This is a genomic window from Spirosoma agri, assembly GCF_010747415.1.
In the GTDB taxonomy this organism is placed as follows: Bacteria; Bacteroidota; Bacteroidia; order Cytophagales; family Spirosomataceae; genus Spirosoma; species Spirosoma agri.
In genome coordinates, this window is the sequence record NZ_JAAGNZ010000002.1 from 1003986 (window position 1) to 1016687 (window position 12702).

A 12702-nucleotide genomic window follows, 5' to 3' on the forward strand; every position below is an offset into this window, starting at 1 on the left:
AGGTTAGAATCGGGAAGCGATAATGGCCAGAAAGGACATAGCAGCCAGTATGACTGGGGCAAGCTGGTTCGTTCTGTCGGCGGTAGCGGCCCGAACCCGACCTGGCTCAACGTAGACTACGTCGTTTGGATGTAGGTAGTAGAAGGGGGAAGTGAACAGGTCCCGTTTCGTAAGATCAATGCGTGAGAAGGTGCGCTTACCGTTTTCTTCCCGGATCACCAGCACGTTGTCCCGGCGGCCATAGATCGTTACATCGCCCGACAGACTCAGTGCTTCAAGCAACGTGATCTGCTCGTTGGGAATCGTAAACAATGACGGTCTGGTGACTTCACCCATAACCGAAATCCGGAAGTTCTGATTTCTGATGTTTACTGTCGGTTCTTTCAGGTATTCTTTCAGCGATCCACGCAGTTGATCTTTGAGTTGGTTGACCGTTCGGCCGCTGACGTTTACTTTACCTAATACCGGTAATTCGATCATGCCGGTATTGTCAACCAGATAGCCGTTTACGGCGGGAAGTGGGGTGGTACTAGCCGATGAACTAGCTTGGGGGCTGCGGTCGGCCACGGCAAACGAGGTGTATGGATTAAAGAAAGCAGATGCCTCCGGATTCAGACTGCTTACCTGCACGGAGAGAACATCACCGGGCTGAATAGTAGGTACGTAGCGGGCGGCCACGGTTAGTGTATCCAGCTTTCCCGCTTCATCTTGAAAATAAGATAATTGCTTTGTTGAGACGCAGCCAGTCAGGAGATTACTACCTAATGCAAGCGTTACTATGATAACTCCTAAGTGTTGATTACGTATAAAGTGTGTTAAAAATGATTTCATGCGATCAAAGAGTATAAAACGTCTGGAATGAGAAAGAAAAGAGTGGCGATCAACGTCCGCTGACAAAGCATTGGACGTTCACTAAGGTGAGTATGAGTCACAATTGTTTAATATATTCATGTCTTCTGGCTGAGTATATATACTAGTTGTTGCTATGAAAAGCTTTATACAAATTTAGTAAATTATTTATTTACAAAAATCTTAAAAAGTTAATTTATATCTTAATTCTTGTCGATTATAGCCAAAATGGTTCATTTGCTTTGTTTAGTTATAGTCGTAGGTAGAATAATCATAAAAATGGTCATGGATATTTATCAGAAGGTATCTAAATAAAATTCAGCATGCTCGCTTCTATAGTGTTAATTCTGTTTAAGTTAGAATTGACCAAATTATATTTTGCTTAGATTTAATTATAAATTAAATGTAGTGTTACCTTATTTTATATAGTTTAACTAAAAATCGGGTATTTTTCTAGCTAAATAGCCCTACTCATCCATAAATTTATGTTACCTTTATTGTTGAATATTTAACAAGAGGTGGAGGGAGTTTAGTGATATGCGAAATATGCTTTTGGTAGCTTACTTGCTCACGGTGGTCACTTTAGCCCACTCAGCGCAGTTAAAGCCAGACTCGACAGACAAGAGACTAACACCGCCGTCTGTGAGTATCAGAGTCGGCACGACGGGTATTGGCTTGTATTACAATCGGGTACTAAATTCACCTAAACGCCTGGTTGCCCGGTTTGGTGGTCAATACATAGCCTATCGCAAGGAGGTTCGTGTCAAAACAGCCCCCGACTCCTATATAGTTATAGCTCCTGACTTTACCATTGGCTTTGCCGAAGCCAGTCTGAAGTGGTATCCGTTGACGCATGGCTCCTTTTTCGTGACAGCAGGTGCTGGTTATACCTGGCATCCGGCAATGAATTTCGTGATTACGGCCACCAATAAATTGAACCTGGGTGGGCTGGAATTAACGCCTGACGATGTTGGCACTGTCGATCTGGGCTTCCGCTGGCAGTCGGTCGTGGGGTATGCCGGTTGGGGATTTGGTCAGATGATGCCCGGTAAGCGCCTGAATATAGGATTCGAGATGGGCGTTTATTACCTCGGTCGGCCCCGCGTTCAGCTTGCATACGAGGGCTTTCTAGAAACGACGAACATCGATGAACAGGTGCCCATCGTTGAGCGTAACCTGTCGAACTACCGCTACCTGCCTTCTGTCAATATCACACTATCGTACGCCCTCAATCGCTCCCATTAATTGCCGGTCTGTATGAAACGTCGTAACCTGTTGTATTGCCTGATCGTCGTAGCTGCGTCGATAGATTCCTGCCATAACCCGCTCGACGGAATTCAGCTTCGCGTGAAAGATCCGATTCAGGCGGGTGTTGTTGAGTATCGCTTCTACGATCCTGCCGGAAATAGTCTGCCCCAGAATAATCAGGTTGTCGTGGCCGGACCTGATGCCAGCCAGGTCGTGACGACGCTGAATACGACGCGCTATAAAATAAACTCGGACGGCAATCTACTACTGGCGGCATCGCCTGCCGTTGCGTTGTCGGCGCAGAAGCCGTTCCGGTTTACGGCCGTCGTGGCCGCCGACGATTACCTGACCGTTGTTCAGCCGACTACCCTGACTAATTCAAATCGGGTGACGCGTTATATTCGCCGGATCAATCTGCTCAAACCACCCCGCACGCTTACAGCCGCCCGCACAACCGGACGGGCAGGTACGGATGGCACTGTGTCAGCCGTCATAAAGCTTACCACGGCTGAGCAAACGAAAACCGTCGATCAGGCTACCGTTACCATTCAATCTGGCACGAAACTTACCGACCGCGACGGTCAACCAGTAGGTGGATCGCTCACCATGTCCGTTATTCACACGAACGCCCGGACCACCAGCGATGCGACGAGTCAGGTGCCGGGCGGTGGCATTCTGTCGTATGTCAATGGCCGAAATGGGTCACCATCACCCGGCACGTTGCGTGTATCGTCCATTGCCGGGTCAATGACGGTGGAGGTCTATAACGAGTTGTACCAATTGGCGACTAAATTTTCGCAACCTGTGCCGTGGTCAATGGAACTGAATCCGGCAACGGTCAATGGTAAAACGGGTCGGGCGGTTCAGGTAGGTGATTCGATACCGTTGTATAGCTACGACGCATTTGCCAACCGATGGCAGGAAGAAGTACCCGGCGTAGTTAGGCGAAATGCACAAACTGGTAATCTCGAGTACCAGGCGCTGGCACCGTCTGCTGCGGCCTATGTCGCTACCTGGACGGAATCGGTCTGCGATGTCGGACCTGTGTTCAAAATCGTTAGCAGTAAGCTGAATAACGTTGACGTTAATTACTTGTGCAAACTGATCGATGTCGCTACGGGCGCTCAGGTGGGTGGCTTTTATGCCAATGTCAATAACGGCTCAGTGATTCGGGTCTATAATCAGGCGCGGGGGCGTCAGTTGAAATTACAGATTTACGATGAAACGGACGCCTGGGGAAAGGGATCGAAAGGGGGTTTGATTGCGGAGTCGGTTAAGGTCGCTACCTGTAATGAGACCCCGATCCCGCTTAGCCTGAGCGAGCTGCCTGTACCGCCTGTTATGAAACTGGAGTTTTATTTCTCCTGCCCCGGCGGAATGAAACTCGATGAATCGGCACTACCCGCCGAAATTCGGACGCAGTATAGTCTATCGGGTCAGGACGAATGGCGCGACCTGATCATTGCCACGCGCACCCAGCGTAAAGTGGCTTCCTATAAACTACAGCTTGGCAAAACGTACGACTTCCGGGCCAGTACCGATGGCGGGGCTTCCTGGCCGCTACGGCAGAATGATTATCTGGTCGATAAACCCGAATGGGTGCTGAAAATCAAGGCTGAAATGTACTGTAAATGACGGTAGATTGACGGGTAACCCGTGCTGGGATTGACCGGGTAGGCGTAGTTGTGGGCTTTTATGAATTCTGCCCCGTAACTTTCGGCTGAAAACGTAAGAAATACGTCATGCAGTTGTTCCTTCACCGCGTCGATTTACGCCTGAACCATACATTTACCATTGCTCATGATAGTCGGGATGTACAGCCTACGCTGATCGTTGAACTTCGGGACGGAGCGTATCGGGGATTTGGCGAAGCAACGGCTACCCGCTATTATGGTATCACCATGGACGGCATGGTCACGGCCCTCGAATCAATTCGCCCGCAGATAGAAGCCTATACGCTCACTGATCCTGAAACGTTCTGGGCTGACATGCATCAGTCTCTGGCGCAGAACCCGTTCGCGCTGTGTGCGCTTGATCAGGCTGCGTGGGACTTATGGGCCAAAAAACAGGAAAAGCCACTCTATGAACTCTGGGGGCTCGATCCGGCCAACAGTCCGCTGACCAATTATACCATCGGGCTGGATACTCCCGAGCGAATGGTCGAAAAAATGCAGGAGTTGCCCTGGCCACTGTATAAGATTAAACTGGGACGACCAGAAACTGACCTGTCAATCATTCGGACGCTACGCCAGTATACCGAGGCTGTGTTTCGGGTCGATGCCAATTGCGGCTGGACCGTGGCCGATACCCTGGCGAAATCGCAGGTGCTGGCCGAATTGGGCGTCGAATTTATTGAACAGCCCTTACCCGCCAGCGATTGGGAAGGAGCGAAGATGGTGTTTGACCAATCGACACTGCCCATCATCGCCGACGAGAGTTGTATCGTTGAGGCCGATGTCGAGCGCTGCGCCGGGTATTTTCACGGTGTCAACATCAAACTGACGAAGTGCGGTGGCTTGACGCCCGCCCGACGTATGATTGCCCGTGCTCGTGAACTGAACCTGCGGGTCATGGTCGGCTGCATGACCGAATCGAGCGTTGGTATTTCAGCCATTGCCCAGCTACTTCCTTTACTCGATTACGCCGACCTTGATGGTTCACTACTTATTGCCAACGATCCGGCTACGGGCGTCACGTTCGATTACGGACGCGTTATTTACGCTAATAGCAGTGGCACAGGAGCCCGTTTGCTCACCCGATAGCCTGAGTTGTGTTTCGTTCCGATTTTATGACTTTTACGATGTCAACAACGTTTGCCATAGATAGCCTTCCCAATCGCATAATCAAGCATGACGATCGGGAGTATCTGTTTTTTAGCGGTACGGCCTATCTGGGCTTACCACAAAACCTGGCCTTTCAGCAACTGCTGACAGACGCTATTGGTCGATATGGCACGGTATTCGGTAGTTCACGGAACGGTAATCTGCAACTGAGTGTCTACGAAGAAGCCGAAGCGAAACTAGCCCAATTTGTGGGCGCAGAGACAGCGTTGACGCTCTCGTCGGGAATGATGGCCGGCCAGGCAGTCGTCAATTGGTTGCGGCTGGGCTATACTGAGTTCGTCTACGGACCAAATGCCCATCCTGCCATCTGGAACGGACCAACGGTGTCTTTACCAATTATGCCCTTCGCTGATTGGGTGGCCCAACTACCGGCTCAGTTGCAAACGATAAAGCCCGGACCCGTCGCGATTCTGCTCAATTCAATCGAGGCTGTCCGTTCTGAATATTACTCGTTCGGTTGGGTACGGGACTTGCCAGATGATCGTCCCATTACACTCGTTATCGATGATTCGCATGGGCTGGGTGTGCTTAATGCGGGGCGTGGTATCTGGCCCCAGATAGCGCAGAAGGATACCATTAACCTGCTTGTTACGGCATCTACTGCGAAGGCAATGGGACTGCCGGGTGGGGTAATTTTAGGCACTGCTGAAACCCTCAAGGCAATCCGTAGGACGGCCTTTTTTGGCTCCTGCTCACCCATTCCACCGGCTTATCTGGCGGCTTACGTACAGGCCGATGTGCTTTATGCCGAGAGTCGGGAGAAACTCCGACAGAATCTGATTCTAGCGGAAAAACTATTGATGCCAACCGGCTTGTTCACGCACGCCAGTGGGTATCCCGTGTTTTTTACTGATCACGATGATTTATATCCATTTCTGCTGGAAAAGGGCATCTTCATTTATTCGTTTGCTTATCCAACAGCCGCCGATCGTGCCAATACCCGCATCGTGATCAGCGCTTTCCACGAACTGGCGGATATACAGAAGCTGGCCGAATGCGTCTATGCCTATTGTTTTTAAGTGCTCCTTATTTTAAGCCTTCCAGAAAAGCTAAACTGCCCTGCATCTGCTCCATCGAACGCGAAGATTCGTCTTCAATAAAAAAGTGCTTGACGCCTGATTTTTTTGCCTGTTTCATGATGGCGGCAATGCCCACGTCGCCCTGCCCGAGCGTCACGTTCGACTCAATATCCGAATGGCCGGTGTTGGTATCGGGTGTGCCGGGTTTGCGATCTTTGAGGTGCATCAACAGGAAGCGTTTCGGATACTTTTGTAACAGAGCGACCGGATCATAACCCGGCGCTTTCACCCAAAAGACGTCCATCTCAAAGTTCACGAATTTGGGGTCGAAATTTTGCGCCAGGTAATCGAAAAAGGTACCGTTCTGATACGTCTGAAATTCGTACCCGTGCGTGTGGTAGCAGAACGTAATTCCATTGTCGGCCAGCAGTCGCCCGGCGGTGTTGAACACATCGATAGCGCGGTCGGCATCGTAGATCGTGAAGGCGTCGCCACCGTGAGGAATCCAGGCGCAGGTAACGTACTTTGCCCCCAATGCCTTTGCTTCTGCGAGTATTTTCGGAACATTGTTGTCGAGGTCCTCATAGCTGGCACCTGTACTGATGGCTTTGATGCCGTTCTGATCCAGCAATTGACGGAAGTCGGTTAGAGACAGCCCATAGGTGCCCGCGATCTCGGCCTCCCGGAAGCCCAGCTGTTTTACCTTTGCCATTGTACCGGGAACGTCTTTGGCAAACTGACTCCGGAAGCTGTAGAGTTGCAGACCGACGGGTGCCGGTTTTTGCGCCAGTGCCAGAAAACCAGACAACAGTCCGGCAAGTAGGAGGGAGAGTTTCATGTTCGTAAGGCGTAGGTTTAGGGGGTTGGATAAACTAGTTGCCGGTCTGGGTGGTAAACGTACTCTCAAAAATCTTGTCGGCGTTGCCGGTCTCAAATCCCTCGCGCCGGTGCTGACGAGTGATCTGATCGGCGGGCAAGTCGCGGAAGGGAGGTAGTACGCGCCGTTCGGCAAATTCGACATACGATCCGGCAATACGAAACACATCACCACCGGTAAACTCAGCGTCGATCATCTGGGCAACCGTTGATGCCTGTCGTAAATCGCCATCGGGGCTGACTTTGATGGTGCCGCCTGCCGAATTGAGCCGTAAACCACGGTCGGTCAAAAAAGCAACGAACTCGTCGATCGTACTGTACCCCGGCTTAAGATTGTGAACACTGATTGTAAAATGATTCAGGTAATAGCGGTTGTAAATCACCCAGGCCGCATATTCACTTTCTTTCAACAGCGTCTGATAATCAGCTAATGTAGGTGTTTGCCAGAGGGGCTGGTGCAGAAACTGATCAACGGCTTCCGCATCGTCCAGATTTAGGGCATCGACGGGGTCGCTCGTGACGGTGTCGGTGTAGTTGTGAATGATGCGCTGTGCCTCGTCCGACAACTCGTCGACGCGCAGTTCACTGGCAAAGATGCGGGGGTATTCGGGGGCCGGTGGGGCATACCAATAGGCCGATAATTTCTTTTCGATGAAGTTGTACTCGTCGCGCCGTTCGTAGCCGTAATGCAGGAAAATTTTCTCGAACGACGCTAGTCCGAGGTTAGGAACGCCCATGGTCCGGAACGCGATGTGGTCATTTTCGATCTCATCGGACGTTTGAATAATGCCCGCATCGATCATCGCATCGATTACGGCTCGCACGTCGGGCACGCGTTCAGTGTACCGGCGCATCAGCCCATCGAGGACCGCGTCAAGTGTCTGCTTATCGGTTGTGCTGGGAGAGTTCATCGTAGGTTTGTGCGTTGTCGTTCTTGTTTGTCCGCCACCGGCTTTGCGCCAGCAGTACATCTTTACCCGATTCGCCCGGTTGCCGGTTGCTCTGTTCGATCCGGTGATTGATCGTGTCGTCCGATTCTGAAACCGACCGGATCAGGAGTCGATCTTTCCAATGGCTTTCGGTCCGGTAAACTAAATCAATTTCGGCTAATTCCCGCGTTTGTAACGTATTGCTATCCACCGCGTCGAGCAACCATTCCACATACGATACGTTGTTAACATGCTGATTCTGATCGATACTGAACCAGCCAACCGTTACTTCGTTTTCGTGAGTAGGCGCAAAGGGCTTGTTCTGGAAATCAGGTTTAAGGGCTAATTTGGGCAACGGGTCTATACCGGGCGGCAGCGATAAGGCACGAATGAAGTCAGGCAGGGGAACCATTGCCCGTTTATCCATGCTGAAGACAAGCCAGATACTGACCGCATCTGCCAGTAATGTACCATCGTCGGCCAGTACTCGAAAATCACGATGAATGAAGTACTTTTCGACACTCGTGGGATAGGTCATAACCTGAATCGTCTGCCCGTAGCGAGGATACGTGTGCATCCGCAACCGGAAGCGCATCAGCATCCAGCCGTACCCTTGCCGGGCCAGATCGTTGATGCCGATCCCGTATTCAATCGCGTTTCGATTGGCCGATTCCTGCATCAGGTTCATCAGGGCCGGGACGCTCAGTCGCCCGAACGCATCGGTTTCGTAGCCGCGTAATGTAAAGGTGTCCGTCTGGATAAATGCCATGAGGCAAAGGTAGCATGATGTACAGATTGATTTCCGTCTACCGGTTAGCAGGAGTGCTATTTCTACTAATCATTTAGGGATGAACGTACAACCAAAAGTGGTCCCTGCCACAGGTTATCATCGTGAATGAATGAGCGGTGCTATCCGTTCTGAGGAGTCAACTTTGCTGTACTATTTTTGTCGAGCTAGTCGTGCCAACGGAATCCGGAAGGGCGGCAAGGGGACTCGGCAGGATTATTCGAAATTTCGTCTCGTTGCCGATAACCGACTCTACGCTGATTTTTCCCTTGTGCAGCTCGATGATTCGTTGTGTCAGCGCCAACCCAATACCGTGCCCCTGAATCGTCATTGTGGACTCGGAGCGGTAGAACGGTTCAAAGATGTGGGGTAAATCGGCCGGCTGAATCCCATAGCCCCGATTGGCGAAGGTAAGCTGAACCTGACCAGGCTCAAACGATAGCCGAACGGATACGCGTTCGTCGGGCGAGTATTTGCAGCCGTTCTCCATCAGATTCTGGAAGGCCGTTTGCAACAGTGATTCCTCGCCAATAATGACCAGGTCTTCTTCCTGACTGGGCAGGTTTTCGAAGTCGATATCAATCTGGTAGTTAGGGCGTTTCTGAATAAGCTGGCTCTGGGCCTGCCAGAGTAGTTCATCGATCCGGACCGACTGGTAATTAAGGGTGGCGGCATCGGCACTGGCACGGGCCAGTTCGAGCAGGCCATTGACAAGCCGGATCATGTTTTTTACCTCATCGAGCAGCCCATCGAAAGCCGCTTCGTATTCGTTGGTGGAACGGGCCTGAAGACGGGTTACCTCGATCTGGCCCATCATTACCGTCAGTGGAGTGCGCAGCTCATGGGAGGCATGGGAAACGAAACTCTTCTGCGAAACGAAGGCTTCTTCGAGCCGACTGAGTAAGGCGTTGAACGTACGGGCCAGATCGGCCAGTTCATCGCGCTGGCGTCCGACACGAAGTCGCTCGTGAATGTTCGTCGCCGAAATCGAATTGACCTGCGCAATCAACTCGGCTACTGGTCTCAGGGCATCGGTAGCAAAGAGATAACCCGCAATACCGACGATAAACAGGCACAGAATCCAGCCAAAAATCAGAATCTGCCGCAGTCGGTCGAGTTTACTGAACCCATAGCGATCATTCCCCGAAGCGACAATAACAAAGGTAGCTCCACTATGATTTGTGTACCGAACACCCACAGCCTCGATGGCTCCTGCACGAACGTATTGGGGTTTTTTGACGGTGATCTTCTGGATCAGTCCAGGCGATATGGGAAAGCGCGGCCGTTGCCTACCCTGGTTGTAAAGAACAATACCCCGATTATTGTATATCGTAACCTGCTCATCGGCCATGACCGGTAGATCGGCCCTTGGCACTTCACCAACATCTTCGCGTAACCGCACGGTAGTGAGTGCCTTTTCTGCCAGCCGCTGCTCGAACTCCTGTTGGCGAAACTGATCGTAGAGATAATAGACCGACACCGAAAACAAGAGCAGGATCGAAGCAACCAGCAGGACGAACAGTAACGTTAAGCGGGTACGGATATTCATTCTTTCTGAGTAGTTAGGAGCGAACGGGCTAAACGAAGAGCGAATCAGGCCCCTGGTTACCTATTATCCCACTTCTTGACGCTTACTCCTCTTTGAGCATGTATCCCATCCCAATCACGGTGTGGATCAGTTTGTTTGGAAAATCCTTGTCGATTTTTTTACGCAGAAAGTTCACGTACACATCGATCACGTTTGTTCCGGTGTCGAAGTGAATATCCCAGACTTTTTCGGCAATGTCCACCCGTGATACGACGCGTCCCCGGTTGCGCATGAGGTAATCGAGCAGCCCGAATTCTTTGGCGGTAAGCTCTATACGTTTATCCCCCCGACGGGCGATCTTTTCATTCAGATCCAGTTCCAGATCGGCCACCTTCAATACGTTGGCCTGCATACCGGCTTCGCTGCCCCGTTTGGTGAGCGCCCGCAGCCGCGCCATCAACTCCCGGAACTCGAACGGTTTTACCAGGTAATCGTCGGCACCTGATTCGAAACCCGTCAATTTGTCGTCTACGGAGCTCATGGCCGTCAGCATCAGCACGGGTGTACTGACCCGTTCCTGTCGGAGTGCTTGGACAACATCGAATCCATTCATTTTAGGAAGGTTAACGTCCATCACAATGACGTCGTAGGTGTTGCTGAGGGCCATATTGCGCCCCAGTTGCCCGTCGTAGGCGACATCGACCTCGCAGGATTGCTCCTCCAGCCCTTTTTTTACGAACGAAGCCAATTTTGGCTCATCTTCAACCACAAGAATCTTCATATCGGCAACATACATAGCTATTTTCTGATTTAAAAGCGACAACCCTCTTTATTCGCCTATAGTGGTAACATTGGTCGGGAAATTGTCGTAGAAAGCCATTTGCTCGGCTTAATCAGGCTTGTTTTCTTATAACTGATGTTGAGCGTCTTTTTAGTATAGATCATCAATTATTAATGCACTTTTAAGCTGACTCCATTTCAGGTAGATAAGCCAGATAAATAACGGCATGTTTGTGTATAGTCTGATACCGGGATGAGTCATACAGCTGATGGGTGACTAAATGTTGGGGAATGTAGTGGGTAAAATCATCCACACTCACCAGATAATTTCTACACAGTGTCTCTGAACGATAAGGGTGTGAGTGAGAATATATACACTATTTTTTGCTCTATGGTATTGACAATGAGAGGTGTGTGCTGCTATGCGTAAGATGTGTAACTGCCGTGAAAAGAACTGGCACAATAAACGCATTACGTATCGTAACAAGATGACTAACACCCCCATGTGGACACCGACTCACTTTCCTGCCGCCATGCGCTCACTCAGCCCAAGTACACGGGCGAAGGCTATCGAAATTGCGAATCGCCTGTTGGAACAGGGCGCGCTCGATAAACAGCGGGTAATAGCATTTAGCGTTAGTGAAGCTCGCCAGTGGGCACGTTTGGCGCAGGCAAGTCCGGTCAATCCGAGTTGGCAACCACACGTGTAGCGAATCTCCTAATCTATCTTACAAACTCAACGAGCGATGATCTGGAAAAAAAACATTTACGATACACTAATCAGTTGTGCTGCTTTGTGTGATGAGTTCGCGACGGAGTGTTCTCGTTCCGAAGACATCGAAAGCTGGTACCGGAGTATTTTTTTAAACCTCGATTGCGCCGACCTGTGTCGCCAGTTGGCTATGCTTTATGTCCGGGGTTCGGAAAACACGCGTTTGCTGGCGAAAGCATGCATCGAAGTGTGCGAAAAGTGTTCCCAGGAAGTAAGCCAGTTCGATACGCAGCGTTGTCAGCAGGTATATGCCATGTGTCAGCAAACGATATGCAGTTGTGTTGGCATTCTGGCCATGGCTTATCAGACAGAGGGCCAGTCGAAAAACCCAACCAATACGCCTGCGTCGCTGTTTTATGGCATCGATCTACGCGAAACACTTTATAATTAATCAGTTAATAATTGTCGGTCGATAGTCACGGTCGTTAGTCGGGTATCAGCTCAGGCTACTGACGGACGACTATCGGCTGATTCTTTTTCACTCACGCTATGGAAACTAAACCACAAAAGAACAAACAACTGGAAAAAATCCAGGAAATGGTCGAAGATATCCGCATGGCTATGATGACCACCGTTGACGATCAGGGGAACCTTGTCAGTCGGCCAATGGCTGCCTTGCAAATGGATGAAGACGGAACCATCTGGTTCTTTACAAAACGCACGTCTCCTAAAGTAGATCAGATCGATAATAACCAGCATCGGGTCAATCTGTCATTCTCAGATGTTGGTGATGCAAATTATGTGTCGATCTCGGGTACAGCCGACGAGCTTGATGACCGGGCAAAAATTGATGAACTCTGGAACCCGCAGGCTAAAGCTTGGTTTCCAAAGGGCAAAGATGATCCGGAACTGATTTTGTTGAAGGTACACACCCAGATGGCTGAGTATTGGGACTCCAGCGATAGCACAATGGTCCGGTTGTTCCAGCAGGCGGCAGCGGCCATAACGGGCAACCCACCAAAAATGGGCGAGAACGAAAAAGTATACAACTAATATAAAAATAAGGAAGCAGGAACGAGTGCGTTAGCGAAAACCTGACAGGGTCGCTGATGCACTCGTTCCTGCGTTTAC

At 50.5% G+C, this 12702-nt stretch carries 13 protein-coding genes; 7 read left to right on the top strand and 6 right to left on the bottom strand.

The features are described from left to right. Nucleotides 1-3 precede the first annotated feature (3 nt). The gene (locus GK091_RS20785; protein ID WP_164041800.1) at nucleotides 4-831 is read right to left on the bottom strand and encodes a polysaccharide biosynthesis/export family protein; all 828 of its coding nucleotides are present in this window, start codon (nucleotides 829-831) and stop codon (nucleotides 4-6) included. Between the two features lie 660 nt (nucleotides 832-1491). Here GK091_RS20785 and GK091_RS20790 point away from each other — a divergent pair. The 4 genes from GK091_RS20790 to GK091_RS20805 all read left to right on the top strand — a co-directional run bounded on the left by GK091_RS20790 (nucleotide 1492) and on the right by GK091_RS20805 (nucleotide 5959). Continuing rightward, nucleotides 1492-2094 (top strand): hypothetical protein, encoded by a 603-nt coding sequence (locus GK091_RS20790; protein WP_164041801.1) that lies wholly within the window; start codon nucleotides 1492-1494, stop codon nucleotides 2092-2094. A 12-nt stretch (nucleotides 2095-2106) separates the two neighbouring features. Further along, nucleotides 2107-3732, top strand: a complete 1626-nt coding sequence (locus GK091_RS20795; RefSeq protein ID WP_164041802.1) for a hypothetical protein — start codon at nucleotides 2107-2109, stop codon at nucleotides 3730-3732. A gap of 107 nt (nucleotides 3733-3839) precedes the next feature. Then, the gene (locus GK091_RS20800; RefSeq protein ID WP_164041803.1) at nucleotides 3840-4859 is read left to right on the top strand and encodes a dipeptide epimerase; all 1020 of its coding nucleotides are present in this window, start codon (nucleotides 3840-3842) and stop codon (nucleotides 4857-4859) included. Between the two features lie 38 nt (nucleotides 4860-4897). After that, complete coding sequence (locus tag GK091_RS20805) at nucleotides 4898-5959, top strand: aminotransferase class I/II-fold pyridoxal phosphate-dependent enzyme (protein WP_164041804.1); 1062 nt, start codon at nucleotides 4898-4900, stop codon at nucleotides 5957-5959. Nucleotides 5960-5966: 7 nt separating this feature from the next. Here GK091_RS20805 and GK091_RS20810 read toward each other — a convergent pair whose 3' ends face one another. The 5 genes from GK091_RS20810 to GK091_RS20830 form a co-directional block, all read right to left on the bottom strand. After that, nucleotides 5967-6797: a sugar phosphate isomerase/epimerase family protein gene (locus GK091_RS20810; protein ID WP_164041805.1), complete on the bottom strand. Its 831-nt coding sequence runs from the start codon at nucleotides 6795-6797 to the stop codon at nucleotides 5967-5969. Nucleotides 6798-6831: 34 nt separating this feature from the next. After that, complete coding sequence (locus GK091_RS20815) at nucleotides 6832-7746, bottom strand: DUF1338 domain-containing protein (RefSeq protein ID WP_164041806.1); 915 nt, start codon at nucleotides 7744-7746, stop codon at nucleotides 6832-6834. After that, nucleotides 7721-8533 carry an acyl-[acyl-carrier-protein] thioesterase gene (locus GK091_RS20820; protein ID WP_164041807.1) on the bottom strand — a complete coding sequence of 271 codons (813 nt, stop codon included), beginning with the start codon at nucleotides 8531-8533 and terminating at the stop codon, nucleotides 7721-7723. The genes GK091_RS20815 and GK091_RS20820 overlap by 26 nt, the downstream gene beginning before the upstream one ends. 157 nt (nucleotides 8534-8690) lie before the next feature. Next, a complete protein-coding gene (locus GK091_RS20825) occupies nucleotides 8691-10100 on the bottom strand; it encodes a sensor histidine kinase (RefSeq protein WP_164041808.1) in 1410 nt (469 codons plus the stop codon). 82 nt (nucleotides 10101-10182) lie between these two features. Beyond that, nucleotides 10183-10860, bottom strand: coding sequence for a response regulator (locus tag GK091_RS20830; protein WP_212592988.1), 678 nt, complete (start codon nucleotides 10858-10860; stop codon nucleotides 10183-10185). Nucleotides 10861-11347: 487 nt separating this feature from the next. Between GK091_RS20830 and GK091_RS20835 the strand changes: the two genes are divergently transcribed. From GK091_RS20835 to GK091_RS20845, 3 genes are all read left to right on the top strand, one after another. Then, nucleotides 11348-11569: a DUF2188 domain-containing protein gene (locus GK091_RS20835; protein WP_246202337.1), complete on the top strand. Its 222-nt coding sequence runs from the start codon at nucleotides 11348-11350 to the stop codon at nucleotides 11567-11569. Nucleotides 11570-11605: 36 nt separating this feature from the next. Next, entirely contained in the window at nucleotides 11606-12022 is a 417-nt protein-coding gene (locus tag GK091_RS20840) for a four-helix bundle copper-binding protein (RefSeq protein WP_164041810.1), read from the top strand. 98 nt (nucleotides 12023-12120) lie between these two features. Further along, on the top strand, nucleotides 12121-12624 hold the full coding sequence (locus GK091_RS20845) for a pyridoxamine 5'-phosphate oxidase family protein (RefSeq protein ID WP_164041811.1): 504 nt from the start codon (nucleotides 12121-12123) through the stop codon (nucleotides 12622-12624). Nucleotides 12625-12702 lie beyond the last annotated feature (78 nt).